The organism is Nonlabens xiamenensis (assembly GCF_003865345.1).
Lineage (GTDB): Bacteria > Bacteroidota > Bacteroidia > Flavobacteriales > Flavobacteriaceae > Nonlabens > Nonlabens xiamenensis.
Map to the genome: position 1 here is coordinate 356,196 of NZ_RMVE01000001.1, position 21,398 is coordinate 377,593.

Consider the following 21,398-nt stretch of genomic DNA (forward strand, 5'->3'; position numbering starts at 1 on the left):
AGGTTATGAATATTGTCCGATGTTTTTTAGTTTACGATTATCAGGTGCAGTTTATTTCCAAAACGATAATATTCAGCCCAGGATAATTCCAGAACTGGGTTTAAGTTTATCGACCTTTATAAATATCACTTATGGGTATGGCTTCAATTTATCTCATTCAAATATCCAAGACCTGAGCCATCATCGACTGACAATATCTGTGAATTTTAATCGGCATCTACACCAGTGAGATCACATGCAACAATGTTACCTTGAATCAAGTCAGCAATCTGGCAGTTCTCAAGTGCTTTTCCCCTCCAGTACAATCACAAATTCGCCCTTGGGTTTTTTCTGCTCAAAATGCTGGATGGCTTCAGCCAGTTTTCCTCTAAAATGTTCTTCGTAAAGTTTGGTGATTTCCCGTGAAACCGAAATCTGCCGATCTCCCCCAAAATGGGCCATAAAATCAGCCAGGGTTTTGGGTAGTTTATGGGGTGACTCATAAAAAACCATGGTACGGGACTCCTCCTTTAAAAACTCCAATCGTTTTTGCCTTCCTTTTTTAACGGGTAGAAAGCCTTCAAACACGAACTTATCGCTGGGCAATCCAGAGACTGTCAGGGCAGGAACAAAGGCAGTAGCACCAGGCAAAGCTTCTACCTGAAGTCCTGCTTCGAGTAACTTTCGCGCAAGCAAAAAGCCTGGGTCGCTGATTCCTGGGGATCCTGCATCTGTGATCAAGGCCATGATCTCTCCTCCTGCAATGCGCTGTACTATGGAGTCCGAAATTTTATGCTCGTTGTGCATATGGTAGGACAACATAGGGCTTTTTATATCATAGTGCTGTAACAACTTACCGCTAGTACGTGTATCTTCTGCCAAAATCAGATCCACTTCCTTGAGGATTTGAACACCGCGATAGGTCATATCTGATAAATTACCGATAGGTGTAGGGACGAGGTAGAGTTTCATAGCGATCTGAATGAACTACAAAGATAAAGTCTTCCTAATTCCTAAAAACAAGAAACCGCCCCAGTTTGCAATGAGGCGGTTTTTATAACAAATGAATGGAATTTAGTTCTTGGCTTTGATTGCATCGCGTATTTCCATCAACAATTGCTCTTCCTTGGTAGGACCTGGAGGTGGAGCAGGTTCTTCTTTTTTTCTCACTTTATTATAAGCTTTGACAATCATAAAAAGCACAAAGCCTACAGTAATCAAGGAAATGATGGTGTTGACCCAAGCCCCATACATGATTGCGTTTTCTGGAGTCTCGATAGTGCCATCAGCAGCCACCACGGCTTCTGACAATACGATTTTCATGTCGGCAAAGTCTACTCCGCCCGCAAAATGACCCACGATCGGCATCATGATCATTTTGACAAAACCGTTGACCACTGCACCCACGGCTCCCGCCAAGATGACTGCAACAGCCAAATCAATGACGTTACCCGTCATGATAAAATCTCTAAATTCTTTAAGCATCTGATTTTGGTTTAAAAAGGTTAATAACATCCCAATTTAAAAAGACTTCTTGATTAAATGAATAAAAGTCATGTAGGTAATAGGTGACTTTAAGAAAAGAATCGACGAACAGCTATAAACACCTATGATCTACCCTATGGCAGATACACGCGAGGGACACGCTTTTGAATTCCAGTAAGTAATTCGTAGGAAATCGTCCCGGCATTCTCAGCCATTTGTCGCGCGGTATGCTGTTTCGTATCAAAAATAACCACTTCCTCCCCTACCTGTGCCTGGATCCCGGTAATGTCAATCATAAACATATCCATACAAATGATACCTAGTGTAGGTGCTGGTTTTCCCTGAACAAATACCTGGAGACGACCATGACCATAAATGCGATTGACGCCGTCTCCATGACCCAAAGCTACCACAGCATAGGTCATAGGACCTTCTGCTTTAAATTGTCGGTTATAACTCACAGTTGCTCCGGCTCCAATGGATCTGATTTGCGAAATATTGGACTTTAAGCTGGCCAAGGGCTTCAAATGCTGATCGTGGACAGGATCGTTGCCAAAACCATACAATCCAATACCTGACCGCACCATATTAAAATGCGCATTTTTATAATTGAGGATTCCGCTGGTATTGGACTCATGCTTAATGATGGGATACCCGAGCGCGTTTTCCAACGCCTTTGCAAGAGATTCGAAAAGGCTGATTTGGTTTTCTGTAAAGCTGCGTTCTTCAAGGTCTTCGCTGGCGGCCAGGTGCGATTGTACCCCTTTGACTTTGACTTCTGGATGGGACTTGAGAAATTTAAGGACTTGATCCAATTCTTCTGGGTCCATTCCGATCCGATTTAATCCTGTATTAAATTCTAGATGAATGGGATAGTTTTGTTGGTCTTCCGCTTTCGCGAAAGCGGAAAAAGCTTCCAACATCGGTACACTATAAATCACAGGTTCGATACAGCGCTTGATACACTCTTCCAATTCATGCTGCTGCGGATGAAGCACGAGTATGGGTTTAATGATCTCATGGTCTCGTAGTTCTACCGCCTCGTGCACATAAGCCGTAGCAAAATAATCTGTACCCAATTCTTGCAGCTTTTGGGCGATGCGAACACTTCCATGACCATAGGCATTGGCCTTGACCACAGACATGAACAAGCTATCTTTCGGAATCTTGCTCTTGAGATAGAAGTAATTATGTGCGAGCGCCGAAAGATCAACCTCCAGACGTGTTCCTTTAGTCATCGTCATGCATCATTTTTTTAGGAAGCATCCTGATCACGGATCTGCTCTGGATCCTTGACTTCCATTTCTCTGACCTTGTTAGACAACATGGCTTTGTAATAAGCTGCGCGGCTCAATGGCTCGTATTCTTCCTGCTCACCCAGCATCACAACTTTATCATCCTGTGTTTTTCTATAGGAATATTGGGCTAGATTACCAGTACGTGTGCAAACGGCGTGTACTTTGGTAACATACTCTGCCGTTGCCATCAAAGCAGGCATGGGACCAAAGGGGTTGCCCTTAAAATCCATATCTAATCCCGCAACAATCACCCTGATTCCACGATTGGCCAGAGCATTGCACACCGCAACAATCCCATCATCAAAAAACTGGGCTTCATCGATCCCCACCACGTCACAGTCGGTGGCCAGTAGCGGAATATTGGCTGCAGCAGGCACAGGGGTGCTTTGAATTTCGTTGGCATCATGTGAAACCACCATTTCTTCATCATAGCGCACGTCGATAGCCGGTTTAAAGATTTCTACTTTTTGCCGGGCAAACTGCGCGCGTTTGAGTCGTCTGATCAATTCCTCGGTCTTTCCAGAGAACATGGATCCACAAATCACCTCGATCCAGCCGAATTGCTCCTTGTGATTCACCGTATTTTCTAGAAACATTTTGTAATTTACAGGCGTTATTGTCCAGCGGTAGCCACCGCAGGTCCAAATCCAAAAATACAAATAAACGAGCGGCATATTATAGCATTATGAAAAAGAAAATAGCAGCAGACCTTACTAGCCTCGCCCATCGCATACTACAATTCAAAAAACAGGACGATGTCACTGAATTGCAAGCCATGGCTAAGGAACTGTACGAAAAGCTTACCGTGTTGGCCTTTGCCGAAAAACATTTTTCAGGTGTTCAACCCAATGCCGGTGATGTTGAAATCAAGCGACGATTAGAAGCGGTTTATGAAGACGCCCAAGAAGATGTAGAAAGCCTTTCGCAAGATGTGGAAGAAGTGATGGATACTGCCCAATCTGAAGTTGAACAGGCCTTTACCAGTAATAACCTGAGCGATTTATTCATGCCTGCCGCCGAAGAGGACACGCGAGAAGAAATGGAATTACCAGGTATATCTACCATTCAAAAGATGGTCAAGGAAATGCCAGACGAGGTTCCGGCTACCAGCGCCGATCTGGATATTCCAGAAGTTTCCACCTCAAGTGAATCTGCTAGTAAAGCCCAATCAACCCCAAACAAGCAAGATCGCGCTGACCTGGAACAGCTTACAGCCGATTACCAAACCATGCCCGTATTTGAGCGTAAAGTCAACGACGCTGGAAGCGACGATAAACCTCTCTCTCTAAACGACCGGCTGAACAAAGGACTGAAAATTGGTATGAATGATAGAATAGGATTTATCAAGCACCTTTTTAATGGAAGTGACCAGGATTATAATCGGGTGATCTCTCAGCTCAATACGATTGACAATTTTGACGCTGCCAAGCGCTTTATTGTCACCATGATCAAACCGGATTATAACGGCTGGGAAGGGAAAGAAGCCTTTGAAAGCCGTTTTATGGAATTGGTGGAGCGCAATTATTAATCCCGACCCATGAAATATGTATAGCTGGATCGCCACCGGAGTGCTGAGTGCCATGATGTTGGCCAATGCTGAATTGTTATTTCATTTCCTGTTGGCGCTTGGCGCACATTTGTCGCTAATGGACATTGATATTCCCGTTCCATTGTTCACCATTATTTTATTATTGTCATCTTGCATAAGATGGAAGAATCTCAAGCCAGAACCGCTTGCATCAACACAGAAAGTGTAGTTGCAAAGCAAATAATACTTAACGCGGAATAAACGTATAAGATTCCCAAATCACCAAAACCAACCCTATGTCTCTATACTTTCAACGACTTCATGAAGTCGGCTCTTTTTTTGACAATCGCGATACTGTTTTAGGCTATAGAAAGCTCATGGATTGCGTCATGGACACGCAGGATATGTCACTTTACAGGGAGATGATCTTTCTGACCGATTGGAAGGAACAGCATCCCAATGATGAGCAGGGATTGATTGATCGTTCCAAAGATATGCTGGCCAAACTCCAACAAGTAGAGGTTACAGAAGCAGAAGTGCATCAACCCGTAATCGCTGCCGAGGATATCATCAAAAACTACCGTTCCAGCGGCTTCCAACTAGGACCCATGAGCCTGGACATCAAAAAACGCAGTGTTTATGGATTGGTCGGAGAAAACGGTAATGGGAAAACCACTTTGTTGCGCATGCTGGCCAAGGAGTTGGAAATTTCTCAAGGAAACATCAATTTTCATTTTGATGCACAGGTCACCTCAGATTTTGACCTGAGATCCAAATTAGTTTACATCCCACAGCGCACCGCCACCTGGTACGGCAGTTTAAAGGACAACTTGAAATTTGTGCTGTCCAATTATAACCTGCCTCCAAAAGAAAACGAGACCAGGGTACTGATGATGATCGCGCGTCTGGGATTGTGGAATTACAAACACTTGAAATGGAGCGAACTCTCTTCTGGCTATAAAATGAGGTTTGAATTGGCCAGAACATTGTTGAGACGTCCAGAGGTCATGTTGCTTGATGAACCTTTAGCTAACCTTGATGTCTTGGCACAACAGGTTGTACTGGAAGACCTTACATCCATCTGCAACTCTGTTTCAAACCCCATCGCCTTGATCTTGAGCTCGCAACAACTCTATGAAGTGGAAAAAGTCTCTGATAAAGTAATTTACCTGAAAAATGGAAAATACACAGACAACAATGCCACCTTTGAAACCGTGGCCAAAGGTCAATTGATCGTAGAGATAGATAGCACAGCGTCCAGGGAAGCTTTACAAGAGGCTTTTAAAGCTCTTCCTGTTGAGAAGTTGGTTTTTAACGGTGGTGTGTTTCTTTGTTATTTCGCCCCAGGCACACCATTCCACGAGATCATGCAAGCCTTGGGATCCCACCAGATCGATGTGACCTACCTGCGCAATATTTCCAGTTCAACCAGAAGATTCTTTGTATCCTAAAACCAACCCATGAAAAATTCCATCACCAAATTCAACCAAAAATTGTTGGAAAAACATCCCACGATCTGGAACACAAAAATCGTATGGATGTTGCTGATCTCTTTGGGATTACATCTGTTATTTTACCTGATAGGACTGGTTTCGTTGATGAATCCCGCTTCCTTACACGGTTATAAAGCGATTGACATTTATTTTAAAAACGGGATGGTTTTTGTCGCCTCCATTCTCAGTGTATTACTGATCGTGATTTGGTTAATATCCATGTTCAGGAATAATGCATTTAAGAACTTTTATCCACTTACACAGGTACAATTATTTAAACAATTTACCTGTTATTTTGTGATTCTAATGGCAGCCACTAGCTTTTACTACAGCTATACCCTAGGGCTGCAAACCTATATCATATCGGCTTATGGTGATGAAAGTTTTGATGCAGATATCGCGCTGGCCAATGAAACAGCGCCGTTCTTTTCATTTGACCTTAGCAAATACGAATTGGATCAACTGGCTTACCCACCACCTTTTGACACTTTGTATTGTGAGACCAGAGAATCATCAATAGACTTTTCGCAATCCTACTTTGAATTCAAAGAACAGGAATATCAATACTATAGCATCAAACGCTTTACAGTGGAAGATGGTCGCAGCGTATCACAATATACAATTGCGCAATCTGTTTTTAATGAGCGTAAGGACGACCTGAGAATTTTTTACCTCAAAGACTCCGTGATTGATGTCTCAGATTTGATTAAAACTGCACACCCCAGCTATTTTAACTATCACGAGGAGTTTTTTGAAAAGGAGAAAGAAGATTACAGTTTTCTTGATTTTGACATGGACTTTGAATATGATCAAAACAACCCTTACCAAAAGGAATGGCTTACCCAGCAACGTGTCCAAAAAATACAAAAGCATCAGGCTTTTCTTCAACATGCAGATCAAGACGCTTATGAAAAACAATTCGCCAAGTTTCTGGACATGGCAGAACGTTTCCAAATCAAGACCAACCTGGATCCCACTAACTGGGCGATATTAATGCATGCTGGTAACGACACCGATGAGGTGAAACACCTGATCATCAATGATGATGAAATTGGAGATCAGGATGAAATCACCTATGAAGCTGAAACTGCATATTCAGCGTATGAAAAAACGCTGAACACCGACTTTTATCTGGATGCGAAGTCGCTCCGGAGTGCGTTTAAAAATATCGATGAAATAAAAACGACCAACATTTTTGAAGGCAGCATACATTTTTATTGCTGGATCATGTTCCTGATTTCTTGTGTGATTTTCATCTTTAGAACCACCAGTTTGAAATCGTTGTTGTTTAGCATTGTGAGTATAGGCCTACTGGCTATTTTTATTTCCTTGATCGCTGCTTTGTATGGACTCATGATCTCTTACCAATCAGGGATTGAATACTTTGTATCCTATTTTGTTTTGTTATTGGGTACAGGAATCCTTGCCATTGCCTTGCTGGCCACCCAGCGCGTCAAAAAGATTGTCGGCAGTATATTTCTAAACGTCTCGCTGGTCGGCTTTGTCCCCTATCTAGTATTGATTTTGGGAATTATTTCCATGCACCAAGACGATGCTTGCCGAGAACGAAACCGATTACAACCTTATGACGAGATCATTGATTGTCCAAACATCTTTGAATTTCTAGGCGTATATTGGAGTTATTTGCTACTTGCTCTGGGCTTCTTGTTTGTTTTTTATTATTGTCGGAAAATCATGCAATGGAGAGCCATGCCAGAGGGCTGACCCTTGCATTTCATTGATGCAGATGAGTATGAGGCTTCCCTTCGGTCGCGAAAGTATATCAACTACGTCATTATTGCTCTTGGATCACTTTTAATACATCCTGAGCTATGCTGTTAATCATTTGTAACTCACGGCGTATTTGATAGGCAATCCAACCCACCAAAAATACGGCGATAGGGATACTAGAAATCCAGGTGTACTGAAACCAAAAATCTGACAAATAACGATGCAGCGTGGGGATCAACATCACAAACCCCATCCAGTAGAGGCTGAGCAAAATAGGCGTATACCATTGATGGATACGCAACCGGTGTCGGTGATAACTTATCATTTGCTGATGGTGGGCCTCCAGGCTTAGTCCCCATTGGACCTGGGAAAATCTGCGGACTGATCGCCATTCCATTAAAATACGTATGGCCAGACATAAAATCATCAGCATCAATCCCAAAATAAAGCTTGGGTGATCTGCATTGAATGTCCACACCAAATAGGCAACCAAGACGGTCAACGCCACGGCCAATACGATCTGGGTGACACGTTTCTTTTGCATGATATATTGGACGCGGGTCTTCAAAGCACTGGTCGGATCCTGTTCTGGATGAGAAGCCTCTTGCTGCTGCCAGCTTTGAGATAATTGTTCAAATGTTTTCATGAGATACACATTTTGTGAGTTGATTTTTAATGCGGTTCAACCTGGTGCGCAAGGCACCGTGTTGGATACCGATAATTTGAGCAATCTCTGTTTGTGGAACCTGCTCAAGTTCAAGTAATATGATGGTTTTATTCACCGGATTCAATTGATCGATACAAGCATACAATTGCCGGAATTGTTCTTCTTTATTATCTGAATCGGCAGTTGATAGCTGATCCAATGCTGTGATCTTGGCTTTTTTAAACGCCTTGGCTTTTCTCAATTCCTGCAAACTAGTATTAACGGCAATACGGTAGAGCCAGGTACTGCGTTTTGCCTTGCCGTCAAAACTACCCCAATGCAACCAGACTTTGATAAAAACTTCCTGTTTCAGGTCATTAGCTAGCGCTGAATTTCCCTTGAGATATCCCAGGCACAATCGATATACCTTCGCCTCGTGCTGACGGTAAAGTTCTTCGAATTGGCCTTTTTTATGGCTTTTCATGGCTTTAAAATAGCAGCTAGTTGGTCATGAAACCAATCTGGAGCGTCAAACATGATAAAATGTTTGGAATCCTCCCTAATAATCAAGTCGTAATCCGCAAGACTGGCGTATTGGTTGGTATAGGTTTGCTGGACCAGAGACGTTCCATAGGGCTGCCCAGCGGCAAGAATGGTCACTGGTAAGTTGATGCGGTCGAGATGGCTGCGCAGGTCCAATTTAAGATAGTCGGTATATCCATGAACATAAGTTTTCCTATCTGATGCGAGAATAGACTTTTTGATCAACTCTTGATGTTGTGTATCTGTAGCCAAGCCTTGAGCCATTCCAGCGGCCATTTGGCCAAAAGCAGCCTCCTCCATATTCATCATTTGCGTGTTGTAGGGGCTATCATACTGTAGTTGCTCAGGGTCAAAATTAGGAAATATCAAGGCACCGGTAGCTGGAAGTCCATCTACAATGACGATTTCACGAATATTCAACTCTGGTTGGGCTGCTAACCAGGTAGCGATGGTTCCTCCCAGACTGTGGCCTATGATTATCCATTCCTTGCTACCCTGCTCATAGAGATAATCCTTCAGCGCTTCTAAGACCTGAGGCAGCCAATGACCTTTGAGCGGTGCCAACTCGCCAAAACCGGCATAGTTTACCGTATGCATTTCATGGCTATCGCCAAAGTTTTTTACAGTTTCCTCCCAGACCACGTGTGTACTGGCAAACCCAGGTAAAAGAAGTACGGGATCACCCTGGCCAGTAACTTGGGTAGCTATAGGCTTTTGAGCAGTAAGGGTTAGAACGATGCACAAGCAGGAAATAAGAGTCAATAAAGTTTTCATGATGTAATGATTTTTGAAAGTGTTGTACCCTTTTGATACAAAAACACCCAATTGTTACATCATTAGGATCAAAAAATTTAATCGATCATGAAAAAGGAAAACCTTATAAGAAATTCTCATATGTATGCTGCATGGATATCCTCTGTACACAAAAAGCCCCTTCCGATAACGAAAGGGGCTTTTAAATTTTATGAGAAACCTGAAACTTAATTATTCAATGCCTCGGCACCACCTACGATCTCCAGGATTTCATTGGTAATAGCTGCCTGACGGGCTTTGTTGTAGGTCAGTTTAAGCTGGTCCCTAAGTTCTGTAGCGTTATCAGTTGCCTTGTGCATTGCGGTCATACGCGCACCGTGCTCACTGGCCCATGAGTCACGTACACCTTTGTACAATTGCATTTTCAAGGATTTTGGGATCAATTCTTCAATGATCTCTTCCTTGGAGGGTTCAAAGATGTAATCCAGTTCACGCTGCTTCTCTATGGCGGCCTCATCCTTTTCTACAGGCTTCAACGGAAGAAAATCTTCAGTTCGCACGATTTGGGTTGCAGCGTTTTTAAAGCTGTTATAGACCAATATGATCTTGTCAAACTCACCGGTAGCAAAAAGCTCCATAAGTTCTTCTGCAATCACGGCTACATTATCATACGAAATGTCATCAAAAAGATCACTTTTGTTGGACTGTACGCTCCCATCCTTGCTGACAAAATCATTGGCTTTTTTACCAATGGTCATATAGGATACAGCCACACCTTTTAAGTCTTCCTGATTCAGTCGGATCAACTCCTTGATGATGTTTGAATTAAAGGCACCAGCCAGACCACGATTGGAAGTGATGGCCACAACAAGGGCACGTTCCACCTCACGTTGTTCTGCATACTGGCTTCCAGCATCACCTTCCATGGTGGCACTCAGATTTTGCAGGATCTCGGTAAGCTTGTCAGAATAAGGACGCATGGCTGTAATGGCATCTTGCGCCTTTTTAAGCTTTGCCGCACTAACCATCTTCATCGCAGAAGTAATCTGCATGGTAGAAGACACTGATGATATTCTGTTTCTTATTTCTTTTAAATTGGCCATAATTCAAGTTCAGAGTTATGAGTTTAGCTGATCAGAAAACTCAACAATCTCACACGCGAATTGAAAATTCTTGATGTGGATCGGACTATTGTGAACAGCCATAGTCAGCTATGTTTTAAAGTTATGACTATGGGTAGGGCTCTCACTCTGAACGCTGAACCCATAACTCATAACTCATTTTTAATTAATAGCGTGCAGCCAAATCTTTTGCTACCGCAGTCAGGGTATCAGTGACCTCATCGGTCAATTTTCCGGCCTTTAGGGTATCCAAAACTCCTCTGTGCTTAGCATTGAGCAATTCCAAATAGTCTTTTTCAAATTCTTTTACCTTTTCTACAGGAACATTTCTCAATAGGTTTTTGGATCCGGCATAAATAATAGCCACTTGATCTTCTACCGTATATGGATTGTTTTGTGCCTGCTTAAGGATTTCAACGTTACGCTTTCCTTTCTCGATGATGTTCAAGGTTGCAGCATCCAGGTCAGATCCAAACTTGGCAAAAGCTTCTAGCTCACGGTACTGCGCTTGATCCAGTTTCAAGGTTCCAGAGACTTTTTTCATGGACTTGATCTGTGCACTACCTCCTACACGGGAAACCGAGATACCTACGTTAATCGCCGGACGTACACCCGAGTTGAACAAGTCAGACTCCAGGAAAATTTGTCCGTCGGTGATCGAGATCACGTTGGTAGGAATATAGGCAGATACGTCACCCGCCTGGGTTTCAATTATTGGAAGGGCGGTAAGTGATCCACCTCCTTTTACCAAAGGCTTCAAGCTCTCTGGCAAGTCATTCATATTCTTAGCGATCTCATCATCGGCAATTACCTTGGCCGCACGCTCCAACAATCTGGAGTGAAGGAAGAAAACGTCTCCTGGATAAGCTTCACGCCCTGGTGGACGACGCAACAAAAGGGATACCTCACGGTAAGCTACTGCCTGTTTGGACAAGTCATCATAAACGATCAATGCGGGACGACCAGTATCACGGAAATACTCTCCGATTGCAGCACCAGCAAATGGAGCATAAACCTGCATTGGAGCAGGATCAGAAGCGTTTGCCGCTACAATAGTGGTATAATCTAGTGCACCAGCTTCTTCAAGAACTTTGGCAATATTAGCGACGGTAGAAGCTTTCTGACCAATCGCTACATAGATACAATATACTGGTTCACCAGCGTCATAAAACTCTTTCTGGTTGATGATGGTATCGATACATACAGTAGACTTACCTGTCTGACGGTCACCAATCACTAATTCACGCTGACCGCGACCTACTGGAATCATGGCATCGATAGATTTGATACCAGTTTGCATAGGTTCAGTAACCGGCTGACGGAAGATCACTCCAGGAGCTTTACGTTCTAATGGCATCTCATACAAATCACCCTCAATCGCACCTTTACCGTCGATAGGCTCTCCCAACGTGTTCACCACACGCCCTACAATTCCTTCACCTACTTTTAGGGAAGCAATGCGTTGGGTACGCTTTACCGTATCACCTTCCTTGATGTCTTTGGATGGACCTAAAAGTACCACACCTACGTTGTCTTCTTCAAGGTTCAATACGATACCTTCCAGACCACTGTCAAAGGAAACAAGTTCCCCATACTGTGCATTGGAAAGTCCGTAAACACGGGCGATACCGTCACCTACCGTTAGTACGGTTCCTACTTCGTCAAGCGATGCAGTAGCATCAAAACCTGATAGTTGTTGCTTAAGTATTGCAGATACTTCTGCTGGATTTACTTCTGCCATGTTCTTATGTTTATTCTTTGTTGTCTCAGGTTCTGAAACCTGCCGACTTGTCTTTTAATTATTGTTGTTTCGCTTTCGCGAAAGCGTTGACTTCCTACAGATTTTATTTCAATCTGTAAAGCTTAATTGGCAAACGTGCGTTTGAGTTCGCCGAATTTGTTTTGTACACTGGCGTTGATCTCACGATCTCCTACCCTCAAGACAAAACCACCGATGATGGAAGGGTCTATTATCTTTTCAAGGCTAACTTCCTTACCAGCCAACTCCTTGGCTTTGGCAAGCACCTTTTGCTCCAGTTCAGGGGAAATTTCCACTGCTGTTGTAACGGTGGCGATCTCGCGCTGGTTCATTTCCTCAAAAAGGATGATATAACTGGCTGCCACGTCAGAAAGGATATCGGTACGCTTGTTATCCACCAACAAATCATAAAGGCTCATGCTGATGCCATTGGTAGCTTTAAAGATCTGACGCAGACCGGCACGCTTATTTTCTGCATTCACCAGCGGACTGGTCAGAAAGTTGCGCAAGTCCTTATTATTTGAAATGGTAGCAAGAATGCTTTTCATATCCTCATTCACTGCGGCAGCTTCATTCTTATCCACAGCAAGGGAAAGAATGGCTTTGGCGTAACGGGATGCAGCTCTTGATAATCTCATAGTTTCTAGATATTGGCTTCCGTGAGCATTTTATCGATTAGTGCCAGTTGGGCATCTTTTTCAGAAAGCTCCTTCCGGGTCACCTTTTCGGCAATTTCAACAGAAAGTTCTGCCACCTGTGATTTAATATCGGCAAGTGCAGCTTTCTTTTCGGCTTCAATAGCTTCTTGGGCATTGGCGATGATCTTGTCTGCCTTTTCTTGTGCCTGCTCGGCTGCATCGCTGATCATTTTTTCCTTGATCTCGCGGGCTTCCTTCAACATCTCATCTCTTTGAGCACGGGCTTCTTGTGCAGCAGCCTCATTAGAGGCTTCCAGCTGGGCCATTTCAATTTTGGCATTTTCGGCAGCCTTGAGCGCATCGGCGATCCCTTCTTCACGCTCATTTAAGGCATTGAGAATAGGTTTCCAAGCAAATTTACCCAACAAAAAGATCAAAATGATCAAAATGACCGCTTGCATTACAAACAAGCCAGGTGAAAAATCTTCCAGTAAATTCATTTCTTTAGTTTAAAAGCTAATTTTTAATTGTTAAAAACACCTCCTGCAACCAACCGTTGCAGGATGGTGTCTTTGTTTGTTTAGGATTATTGACCTAGGATCAATGCACCAAAAGCAAGTCCTTCAAGAAGTGCACCGATGATGATCATCGCAGTTTGGATTTTTCCAGCTGCTTCTGGTTGACGAGCGATAGCTTCCATCGCTTTTCCACCAATTTGACCAAGACCGATACCACCTCCGATAACGATAAGACCAGCTCCAATTAAATTAAGAGTTCCCTCCATGATTATTAAATTAAAAATTAAACAAAACGTTCTCTTACCTCATCCACACCTTCTTCTTCAGTACCATGGTGTTCAGCATGGTCATGTTCTGCCACGGCCATTCCAATGAACAGGGCAGAAAGCATAGTGAAGATAAATGCCTGTAGAAAGGCAACCAATAATTCTATAACTGATATAAATAATGTCAAAAATACCGACAGTCCTGTAGAGCCTACCGCTCCAAACTGTGCTTTAAGGGTAATCATCAAAGCGATCAAACTCATTACCACAAAGTGACCTGCTGTGATATTAGCAAACAAACGGATCAGCAGAGAGAATGGCTTGGTAAACATACCCAACACCTCGATTGGAATCAGGGCGATTTTCATCAAAACGGGCACATCAGGCATCCAGAAGATATGCTTCCAGTAATCCTTGTTTCCACTGAATTGAACGATAAAAAAAGTAAACAAAGCCAAACATGTGGTAACAGCGATCTGACCGGTAATATTAAAACCTAGTGGGGTTAAGCCCAAAAGATTGGCAATCCAAATCAGAAAAAATACCGTTAACAGGTAGGGCATATATTTCTTGTGCTTCTCCTCACCGATATTGGGGCGGGCAATTTCATCCCTTACATAGATCACCAATGGCTCCAACACGCGTCCAAAACCAGTTGGGATTTGTTTCTTTTTGTACTGTTTTGCCAGACCAGCAAATAAGAATACCAATAGTAAACCAATCAACAACAAACCAAAAACAGATTTAGTAATTGAGAAGTCCAATACCTTATGCGCATTAATTGGATGATGCTCCTCATCAAAGTTGATGCTTTGGGCACCAGCCTCCATCTCATAAATCTTGCTGTGATATTTTACCAGGGTAGCCTCTCCTTTTTGCACTTGAACTTCGGCAGCATCATCGTGATGAAACTCAGATGACATAAATACCTTTAACCCATCAGTGGTCCATACAATGACCGGGAGTGGAAAACCAACATGTACTCGTTCGTTGGCATTGTTAGTATAAGAAAACAAGTGAAAATCGTGCACATCTTTTAAATGGTGCTCGATATAGGACTTTATCTCTGAAGGTGTATTCACTTTTTCCTCCTCTGCATCAGTCACGTGTACTTCATGGTCAGACAGGTGGTCTTCCAAATGGTCATCTTGTTGCGCTTGAAGTGTCGAAGAAACTAGTAGAATCAAGCCAAAAAAAGCCGTTGTCAAATACGCTTTAAACATGTAAATCACCTTAAAAAGTTAGGTCTTCTAATTCGGGTGCAAATGTATGACAAAAAAACGTGTAAAAAGCAGGCTTTTAAAAGTTAATTTTTTGGCTGTTTTCGAAACAAATTTATATACTCAATTAATTCTTATTGAGCCATTTAATTACGATGGCTGCCTCGGCAAACAAAAAGAGGAAATAAGGAACTAAAAAGCCCAGCAGTTCAGCTTTGCCGAGGCCAGGGTCTTTATCTATTAATTCAGGAAAAATCAGAACTACCGCCCCAAACTTGACCAATACCAAGGCAAGAAAGGCGTAGCCCAACTTAGATGGCACGTAGAAATGCACAAATTTAAGGGCTGCTACGGTCAAAAAAGCCGCCACCCCTAAAAAGGAATAGGTCTTTAAATGCGCAATGGCCGGAGTGGGATTGATCTGTCTATGGACAAAAAATGCCACCATAGCAATCACCGCTACAGTTATCAAAGTCTTTAGGTAGAATTTCACGAGTGGAGGTTGAAGTAGATAAAGAGTAATTAAGCTTTTGGCTCCTGTTCCTTTTTCTTTTCCGTTTTTGCAGGCTTGGAACCCATCACACAACTTGCGTTAAAGGCAGCGCCTGGCTCAACGGATAATTTTTGGGTGGTCACTTCCCCATCGATTACAGCAGTAGATTTGAGACTGAGAATACCACCTACCTCTAGGGTGCCAGAAAATGAGCCTTCGATATCAGCATTGGCACAAGTGAGTGTTCCATCTACTTTACCATCTTTACCAATCACCACTTTTCCTGGAGTAACCAAGTTGCCATGAATGGTTCCGTCAATCCTGAACCCTCCTTCGCTTTTAATGTCACCTTCAATAACGGTTCCTTGACCGATTCGATTTTGGGTATTACCAGCCTCCATGGTAGATTTATTATTTTTTTTGTCGTTAAACATGATTTATAGGGGAATTATAACATCTCTTGCTCATATTTATCCAGGTTTTTATGGACCTGAATAATTTTATAGTTTTCTGTCGCCATCGGAATAAATGGACGGGTCAAATTATACTCGTTTTCTGGTTTGGCCAACAGATCGCCCAATCCCTTGGCACCCATTTTAGAGCTCAATCTGTGTACCACAACCAAAGTTTCTGTCGTACTATAAACATCTTTGGACACCCTTAATCCAAGGTCTTCCGATTGAATGGCTTTTTCCAATAGGCTTACCGTATCATCCAGGGCGTCTTGTTCGGTATTTTGAAACCTGTACACCAGTTTAAAGTCGGTCAAACCGTTTTCTGGCACAAAAACCTCTGGTATCTTTAAGGCCTCAGCATCATTGACCAGCCCTTGTGCACTCTTTCCTACCTCAGTATTCGGGAAATTCAAGGCTACATAATCAATGCCTTTTTTGTATTCTGCAAAACCGTACAACCTTCCGGCCGCAAAAGCTTTGAGCAATTCGAGTTTGGGCACGATAGGATCGCCACTGAATACATTGGCATAATTCTCCACATTCTTGATCACATAGTCGTAATTCTCCTTTTCATATTCTTTATAGAGCATATTGTACACACCAATAGGGGTCTGGCTCACATCCAATTTACTGTCCGGACTGCGCAAGAGTTGGGCATATCGGGTATCCGGATATTCATTGATGATCTGGTTTTTAATCGCTTCAGCCTTACTGGTTGTCTCAGGACCTCCATCCCGATAGATCAGATACAGGTTATACAGGGCGGGTAATTTAAGTTTTTCCACCGGGTCATGGGTGAGCAACGTATCAAACCTTTGGATGGCCAGGTCATTACGTTTGAACTTCTCTTTATAAATGACCCCTAATTGATAATAGGCAAAATCCCTGGAATCGGCGATGCTATCCAGTACGATGCGTCCCTGGGGTAGATCTTTGATATAATACTCGGTAGTAAACTCTGGGCGAACTTCTTCAATCAGCTCCTCCGTATCCACCAGTTCATCTTCGGATTGTAGGTCTTCTTTTTTGTCTTTGCGCCTCCAGTTGTCCTTCAGCTCACGCTTTCCCCATTTGGCCCGAAAATCCAATTTTCCTCTTGCCACGGTTTGCTGATTATAAAAATAGAAGCTGCTGGTCGCACCCAGGTTAGATGATGCATTTCTGGGATTTGGTGGCATATTACCGCCACTGGGCGGCCCAAAACCTGGGCCTGCAGATCCTCTTCTGGTCGTACTGTTGTTCTGGATTTTAGAAAAAGCGGTTTGAGCTTGAGCGTCTTTCGCTGCCTGTATTTCAGCTTCACGGGCAATTCGTTCTTCTTCTGCTTTTAACGCATCAATATGCGCCTGATAATAAGTCTGTTGCTGCTCAGGTGTCATTGCCAGCACACGGAAGATGCTATCTGCACCGCGCCTCCAGCCCTCATAAAGAATCACATCATCTAGATTTCTCCGTTTTTTACTGACCAAACGGTATTCATCCGTACGCTCCTGATATTTAGTGATTGCACTGTCATAATATTTTCCAGCATCCACAAACCTGGATTGATCAAACGAAATTTTCCCCAAGGCTGAATAATTGTTGCCCTTCAAATACTCATCGGCTGCTTGTTTTGCCCTTAACGATTTATTGTAATACTGCTTGGCGAGCTCTATGCTATCTTCCCTTTCAAAGTAAATGGCCTTACGGGAGTAAATGGCATCCAGCCACGGTCTGTTTTCTCTATTTTCCTCTAGGTCATTGAGCAGGGCCAATAGCTCGGTCTTGCTATCCGTGGATTCATCAAAGAGTTTTATTTTTTCAATAAAGGCATTGAGATAATACCGTCTGGGAATCTTGCGGTGCATCTCAATGATCTGGTCGTAATGGGCAAAAGCACTGTCCCGTTGACCAGCCTTGGCAAAAAGCTGGGCCGTGATAAATTTATATCTGGCTTGGGTTTCTCTGTTTTTGGTTTGGTTTTCGGCCCGATTCATATAGACAATCGCGCTATCTACTTGTTCTAGGTTAAGGAATGCTTGTGCCAAAGTTGCGTTGGCTATGGCCAAATCTTCTTTATCAAATTCTTCTTTGGGCGTTTCCTTAAAGAGTTTACGCAGATTCTTGATGGCGGTCTCGTTGTTGTCCAGACGCATATTGGTCTTTTCCCTCCATACTTTGGCCTGATTGATCTGATCACTTTCTGGCATAAATCGAAGCACGTAATTAAATGCTTCGAGTGCAGGTACAAAGCGCTGGTCATAATATCTTGCCTTACCCAATAGCATATAAGCCTCATCGATCTGCGGATTATACTCCGTTTCATTGATAAGCATGGAGTGTTTTTGTACAGCTTTGACTGCTTTTTCTTCGGCACGCTCAAAATTGGGATCGGCTGCTTTTTCAGTACCTAACTTAATAGTTTCCTCTACTGTCATGCGCTCTACTGGCAGTACATCCCAGTAATTGTCGCGGTAGGATTGCTCGAGCCCGTCCAGCCCAGCCTGGAGTGCCAAGTTGCCGTTATATAGAATATTATACTCTGTTCCCACGGCATGTAGATTCCTGCTTAAAAAAGAATTTTTCTTTCGGCTACAGCCAGCGAGCATAGCCATCAGAAGAAGTAAAATTCCTGTATAGTGGAAAAATTGTTTCAAATACAATGCTTTAGACTAGAGTACATAACTTCACATACCCCATAGATATTGTGAAAGTTGGTAAAAATAAGGATTTTTTACAGGAGCGCTTTCGCCTTGAGCAAAACAAATCTGCATCCCGCTCTACCACTTTATTCAAACATATACGGTTTCTTCAGAAAGATGGACCTGAGCCCATATTTTCTTCCATCGGGTGATTCCTCGGCATAAGGTTTTGGGGCGAGGATCATCGCTGAAGCAATAGGTATAATGGTAGTCCATAATGTAGGATCGACTACCCATGAAACAGCAATGAACCTCACGATCAAAAAAATAGCAGTGAAACACAAACCGTAGATCAAAAAAGCCTTGATTTTAGGACTCATAATTGGATTTTGGCCCAAAGGTAATCAGAACCAACACAGCGTTCGTGGAAAAGCCATAGATTTTTGACCTTTATGTTAGAATCCATTGATACAATTGATCATTGCCTGGTTTACTTTCAACAACTCTAAACCATAACCTCTTCTAAGACAATGACGGTCTAATTACTCTTCTTCTGCAGCGGCTACTTGGGCATAATTTTCAGATATGCCTTTAAAATAGGTTTCCAACTCGTTAAAAGTACCAGCTGTTTTTTCCTTGTCCAGTACTACTTTGCCCTTTTCCAACAGTACAACCCGCTGGGTGACCTCGGTTACATGCTGCAGGTCGTGACTAGAGACCAGAACGGTAGTATTGGCATCCTCGGCCAATTTTTTAATGATGGTCTTTAACCTGATTTGGGTGGATGGATCCAGGTTGGCAAATGGCTCGTCCAATATGATCACCTCAGGATTACCGATTAGCGCGGCTACGATACCTACTTTCTTTTGGTTACCCTTGGAGAGGTCACGCAGGTATTTTTTTTGTCCTATCGCCTCACCGTTAAAAAAGTTGGCATATTCATCCATCATGGCATCGATATCGGCCTTGTTTTGTCCACGCAACTCACCGATAAAATAGAAATATTCCTCTGGTGTTAAATACCCGATCAGGAAGCTCTCATCCACAAAAGCACTGGTAAATGGTTTCCATTCTTCACTTTTATTCACCTGTATCTCATTATTTAAAATGTGGCCGGATGAAGGTTGGATCAGGTCCAATAACAAAGAAAACAAGGTAGTTTTACCAGCACCGTTGTTTCCTACCAGTCCGACAGCCTGTCCTTTAGGAATTTCGAGGTGCTCGATATCAAGCACTGGAACTCCATTATATTTTTTTGAGAGTTGGTTAATAGTGATCATAATTGAATGTTTTTGAAATATGGAATGGTTTGAAAACCTGAATAATGCGTGTTGAAATCAGTCCTTTTGTGCATAAGCGGCGATAGTGTCGTATTTCTCGTTTTTATAAATGGACTCAATCAAAGTAAATATCCGATTCCTAAACAACAAGCCCAAAAGCCCAGTAACGGCAATAGCAATAAAGCCAGCTGCGCTATTGATGGTTAAAGCAAAGGCATAGTAAATCAATACGGGCAGTATCATCTTGGGGATGATTAACAGCAAGGTTTTGGCATTGAAGGCTTTACTATCGCCAAACGCCTTCTTATTACTGGTCAGGTCGATGGGTGTTTTGACATAAGCACCTCCCAACAACACTACCGAAGAATTAAAGCCAATGTTGTAGACTGCACCGGCCAAAACGGCATACAGCCAATCCCATCCAAAATACACGTACCAAAGACTCAATACCGTACTGATAGCAGTCACGATCACCATCAGCCACCATTTGCTCAGTAAGAAATCGCGATAGGGAATATTCTGGCTCATCATCAATTTGTAATAACTGCTATCCCATGATGGTACTAGACCACCAAAACTGAACAGAAACCCACCCGTACAAAATAAGGCGGCAAATATTTTCCCGAAATTGCTGTCTCCGTAAACTCCAGCAACAAAAAACAGACCATAGAAAATGAAGAGGAATCCCATGATAAAGGTTGTTCGTGCACGTTTATTTCTCTTGATAAGTTTGATATCGTTTTTGAGATAGGTAGATATATTACCGAAACGATTTAGAAAATCCAGATTTTCTGTTTTGGCTTCCTCGGCTTTGGTGCTCAGTCCAGCGTCTAGGTACAATTGGCTGAGGAAGTATCTGTAGGCGATCACTCCCAATACCACTGCCGTGATTACTGGAATCACAAAGCTCCAGGCCTGCTCATAAAAGAAGTCAAAGATGGGTTGGGTATAAATCGTGATATCAAATAAACCGTAATATTGAGCTACCGCCGCCATCACCACCAAAGCCGCCACAGGATAAAACACCTTATTCAGGTTATTTAAAAAGATATTGAGGAAATTGAGAGAGAGTGTGATCCCTAACATGGCCATATGCCAACTGATCACCCCCATGGGATCATAACCTTGAAATAGCAATACTACACTAAAGGGAATAAAGAAAAATCCAGGTAAGAGGTTAAAGAAAGAAATTACGGTCTTTAACAGGGCATATTGCACGATTTTACCTTTGGTAAAGGGAAGATATAGCAGTGGTTTGATATTGGCCACTGGCATTTTTTGGATCATGAATCTAAAAAACAAGTCCATGAAAAACCAGTAGATCATGAATCGATTCACGATGTCCAGCGGATTTGCCGCCTGGATTTTTCCGTCTTCGATTAAATTTTCCAGGAGAAAAAAACTACCTGCCCCTAACCCAGCTGCTTCTACGAGCAAAAGAAAGGCAAAAAAACCAATAAATATTTTGAAGGCGATGTTTTGTTTAAAGGCCGCAGCCCTAAAAAAACTCTTCCATTCCAGATTGAAAAAATGTTTGATCATGTTGGGTAGTTTGTCCTATGAGTAATATG

22 protein-coding genes are annotated in these 21,398 nt (G+C 42.7%); 3 read left to right on the top strand and 19 right to left on the bottom strand.

The window, feature by feature from the left end; translation table 11 throughout:
* Positions 1–279: 279 nt before the first annotated feature.
* The 4 genes from rsmI to EGM47_RS01690 form a co-directional block, all read right to left on the bottom strand.
* Positions 280–951 carry a 16S rRNA (cytidine(1402)-2'-O)-methyltransferase gene (gene rsmI / locus EGM47_RS01675; RefSeq protein WP_124979031.1) on the bottom strand — a complete coding sequence of 224 codons (672 nt, stop codon included), beginning with the start codon at positions 949–951 and terminating at the stop codon, positions 280–282.
* Positions 952–1,053: 102 nt separating this feature from the next.
* On the bottom strand, positions 1,054–1,464 hold the full coding sequence (gene mscL, locus EGM47_RS01680; RefSeq protein ID WP_124979032.1) for a large conductance mechanosensitive channel protein MscL: 411 nt from the start codon (positions 1,462–1,464) through the stop codon (positions 1,054–1,056).
* A 134-nt stretch (positions 1,465–1,598) separates the two neighbouring features.
* Positions 1,599–2,708 carry an alanine racemase gene (gene alr / locus EGM47_RS01685; protein ID WP_124979033.1) on the bottom strand — a complete coding sequence of 370 codons (1,110 nt, stop codon included), beginning with the start codon at positions 2,706–2,708 and terminating at the stop codon, positions 1,599–1,601.
* Between the two features lie 11 nt (positions 2,709–2,719).
* Positions 2,720–3,358 carry a thymidine kinase gene (locus EGM47_RS01690; protein ID WP_124979034.1) on the bottom strand — a complete coding sequence of 213 codons (639 nt, stop codon included), beginning with the start codon at positions 3,356–3,358 and terminating at the stop codon, positions 2,720–2,722.
* Positions 3,359–3,447: 89 nt separating this feature from the next.
* Between EGM47_RS01690 and EGM47_RS01695 the strand changes: the two genes are divergently transcribed.
* The 3 genes from EGM47_RS01695 to EGM47_RS01705 all read left to right on the top strand — a co-directional run bounded on the left by EGM47_RS01695 (position 3,448) and on the right by EGM47_RS01705 (position 7,508).
* A complete protein-coding gene (locus tag EGM47_RS01695) occupies positions 3,448–4,290 on the top strand; it encodes a hypothetical protein (RefSeq protein ID WP_124979035.1) in 843 nt (280 codons plus the stop codon).
* A 296-nt stretch (positions 4,291–4,586) separates the two neighbouring features.
* Positions 4,587–5,741 (top strand): ABC transporter ATP-binding protein, encoded by a 1,155-nt coding sequence (locus EGM47_RS01700; RefSeq protein ID WP_124979036.1) that lies wholly within the window; start codon positions 4,587–4,589, stop codon positions 5,739–5,741.
* Positions 5,742–5,750: 9 nt separating this feature from the next.
* Entirely contained in the window at positions 5,751–7,508 is a 1,758-nt protein-coding gene (locus tag EGM47_RS01705) for a hypothetical protein (protein ID WP_124979037.1), read from the top strand.
* A gap of 70 nt (positions 7,509–7,578) precedes the next feature.
* Here the strand turns inward: EGM47_RS01705 and EGM47_RS01710 are convergent, their stop codons facing one another.
* The 15 genes from EGM47_RS01710 to EGM47_RS01780 all read right to left on the bottom strand — a co-directional run bounded on the left by EGM47_RS01710 (position 7,579) and on the right by EGM47_RS01780 (position 21,369).
* A complete protein-coding gene (locus EGM47_RS01710) occupies positions 7,579–8,160 on the bottom strand; it encodes a hypothetical protein (RefSeq protein ID WP_124979038.1) in 582 nt (193 codons plus the stop codon).
* Positions 8,147–8,644 carry an RNA polymerase sigma factor gene (locus EGM47_RS01715; RefSeq protein WP_124979039.1) on the bottom strand — a complete coding sequence of 166 codons (498 nt, stop codon included), beginning with the start codon at positions 8,642–8,644 and terminating at the stop codon, positions 8,147–8,149. The genes EGM47_RS01710 and EGM47_RS01715 overlap by 14 nt, the downstream gene beginning before the upstream one ends.
* On the bottom strand, positions 8,641–9,477 hold the full coding sequence (locus EGM47_RS01720) for an alpha/beta fold hydrolase (RefSeq protein WP_124979040.1): 837 nt from the start codon (positions 9,475–9,477) through the stop codon (positions 8,641–8,643). Before EGM47_RS01720 ends, EGM47_RS01715 begins: the two co-directional genes overlap by 4 nt.
* A gap of 206 nt (positions 9,478–9,683) precedes the next feature.
* Positions 9,684–10,559 (bottom strand): ATP synthase F1 subunit gamma, encoded by an 876-nt coding sequence (gene atpG / locus EGM47_RS01725; RefSeq protein ID WP_124979041.1) that lies wholly within the window; start codon positions 10,557–10,559, stop codon positions 9,684–9,686.
* Between the two features lie 184 nt (positions 10,560–10,743).
* On the bottom strand, positions 10,744–12,318 hold the full coding sequence (gene atpA / locus EGM47_RS01730; protein ID WP_124979042.1) for a F0F1 ATP synthase subunit alpha: 1,575 nt from the start codon (positions 12,316–12,318) through the stop codon (positions 10,744–10,746).
* A 122-nt stretch (positions 12,319–12,440) separates the two neighbouring features.
* Complete coding sequence (gene atpH, locus EGM47_RS01735) at positions 12,441–12,974, bottom strand: ATP synthase F1 subunit delta (RefSeq protein WP_124979043.1); 534 nt, start codon at positions 12,972–12,974, stop codon at positions 12,441–12,443.
* Positions 12,975–12,979: 5 nt separating this feature from the next.
* Complete coding sequence (locus tag EGM47_RS01740) at positions 12,980–13,474, bottom strand: F0F1 ATP synthase subunit B (RefSeq protein ID WP_124979044.1); 495 nt, start codon at positions 13,472–13,474, stop codon at positions 12,980–12,982.
* Positions 13,475–13,560: 86 nt separating this feature from the next.
* Positions 13,561–13,758 (bottom strand): ATP synthase F0 subunit C, encoded by a 198-nt coding sequence (atpE, locus tag EGM47_RS01745; protein ID WP_124979045.1) that lies wholly within the window; start codon positions 13,756–13,758, stop codon positions 13,561–13,563.
* 17 nt (positions 13,759–13,775) lie between these two features.
* On the bottom strand, positions 13,776–14,981 hold the full coding sequence (gene atpB, locus EGM47_RS01750) for a F0F1 ATP synthase subunit A (RefSeq protein ID WP_124979046.1): 1,206 nt from the start codon (positions 14,979–14,981) through the stop codon (positions 13,776–13,778).
* A gap of 124 nt (positions 14,982–15,105) precedes the next feature.
* Positions 15,106–15,471, bottom strand: coding sequence for a hypothetical protein (locus EGM47_RS01755; protein WP_124979047.1), 366 nt, complete (start codon positions 15,469–15,471; stop codon positions 15,106–15,108).
* A gap of 29 nt (positions 15,472–15,500) precedes the next feature.
* Positions 15,501–15,905 carry a bactofilin family protein gene (locus EGM47_RS01760; RefSeq protein ID WP_124979048.1) on the bottom strand — a complete coding sequence of 135 codons (405 nt, stop codon included), beginning with the start codon at positions 15,903–15,905 and terminating at the stop codon, positions 15,501–15,503.
* A gap of 14 nt (positions 15,906–15,919) precedes the next feature.
* A complete protein-coding gene (gene porW, locus EGM47_RS01765) occupies positions 15,920–18,562 on the bottom strand; it encodes a type IX secretion system periplasmic lipoprotein PorW/SprE (protein WP_124979049.1) in 2,643 nt (880 codons plus the stop codon).
* 131 nt (positions 18,563–18,693) lie between these two features.
* Entirely contained in the window at positions 18,694–18,927 is a 234-nt protein-coding gene (locus tag EGM47_RS01770) for a hypothetical protein (protein ID WP_124979050.1), read from the bottom strand.
* 162 nt (positions 18,928–19,089) lie between these two features.
* On the bottom strand, positions 19,090–19,827 hold the full coding sequence (locus EGM47_RS01775; protein ID WP_124979051.1) for an ABC transporter ATP-binding protein: 738 nt from the start codon (positions 19,825–19,827) through the stop codon (positions 19,090–19,092).
* A 57-nt stretch (positions 19,828–19,884) separates the two neighbouring features.
* Positions 19,885–21,369: a DUF5687 family protein gene (locus EGM47_RS01780; protein ID WP_124979052.1), complete on the bottom strand. Its 1,485-nt coding sequence runs from the start codon at positions 21,367–21,369 to the stop codon at positions 19,885–19,887.
* Positions 21,370–21,398 lie beyond the last annotated feature (29 nt).

Bases quoted from the DNA above. Each gene is read 5' to 3' on its own strand.
- atpH (WP_124979043.1), bottom strand. From the start codon at position 12,974: ATGAGATTATCAAGAGCTGCATCCCGTTACGCCAAAGCCATTCTTTCC.
- atpG (WP_124979041.1), bottom strand. From the start codon at position 10,559: ATGGCCAATTTAAAAGAAATAAGAAACAGAATATCATCAGTGTCTTCT.
- EGM47_RS01715 (WP_124979039.1), bottom strand. From the start codon at position 8,644: ATGAAAAGCCATAAAAAAGGCCAATTCGAAGAACTTTACCGTCAGCAC.
- EGM47_RS01700 (WP_124979036.1), top strand. From the start codon at position 4,587: ATGTCTCTATACTTTCAACGACTTCATGAAGTCGGCTCTTTTTTTGAC.
- EGM47_RS01710 (WP_124979038.1), bottom strand. From the start codon at position 8,160: ATGAAAACATTTGAACAATTATCTCAAAGCTGGCAGCAGCAAGAGGCT.
- EGM47_RS01705 (WP_124979037.1), top strand. From the start codon at position 5,751: ATGAAAAATTCCATCACCAAATTCAACCAAAAATTGTTGGAAAAACAT.
- atpE (WP_124979045.1), bottom strand. From the start codon at position 13,758: ATGGAGGGAACTCTTAATTTAATTGGAGCTGGTCTTATCGTTATCGGA.
- EGM47_RS01720 (WP_124979040.1), bottom strand. From the start codon at position 9,477: ATGAAAACTTTATTGACTCTTATTTCCTGCTTGTGCATCGTTCTAACC.
- mscL (WP_124979032.1), bottom strand. From the start codon at position 1,464: ATGCTTAAAGAATTTAGAGATTTTATCATGACGGGTAACGTCATTGAT.
- EGM47_RS01740 (WP_124979044.1), bottom strand. From the start codon at position 13,474: ATGAATTTACTGGAAGATTTTTCACCTGGCTTGTTTGTAATGCAAGCG.
- EGM47_RS01695 (WP_124979035.1), top strand. From the start codon at position 3,448: ATGAAAAAGAAAATAGCAGCAGACCTTACTAGCCTCGCCCATCGCATA.
- alr (WP_124979033.1), bottom strand. From the start codon at position 2,708: ATGACGATGACTAAAGGAACACGTCTGGAGGTTGATCTTTCGGCGCTC.
- EGM47_RS01770 (WP_124979050.1), bottom strand. From the start codon at position 18,927: ATGAGTCCTAAAATCAAGGCTTTTTTGATCTACGGTTTGTGTTTCACT.
- atpB (WP_124979046.1), bottom strand. From the start codon at position 14,981: ATGTTTAAAGCGTATTTGACAACGGCTTTTTTTGGCTTGATTCTACTA.
- rsmI (WP_124979031.1), bottom strand. From the start codon at position 951: ATGAAACTCTACCTCGTCCCTACACCTATCGGTAATTTATCAGATATG.
- EGM47_RS01780 (WP_124979052.1), bottom strand. From the start codon at position 21,369: ATGATCAAACATTTTTTCAATCTGGAATGGAAGAGTTTTTTTAGGGCT.
- EGM47_RS01760 (WP_124979048.1), bottom strand. From the start codon at position 15,905: ATGTTTAACGACAAAAAAAATAATAAATCTACCATGGAGGCTGGTAAT.
- EGM47_RS01775 (WP_124979051.1), bottom strand. From the start codon at position 19,827: ATGATCACTATTAACCAACTCTCAAAAAAATATAATGGAGTTCCAGTG.
- EGM47_RS01690 (WP_124979034.1), bottom strand. From the start codon at position 3,358: ATGTTTCTAGAAAATACGGTGAATCACAAGGAGCAATTCGGCTGGATC.
- atpA (WP_124979042.1), bottom strand. From the start codon at position 12,318: ATGGCAGAAGTAAATCCAGCAGAAGTATCTGCAATACTTAAGCAACAA.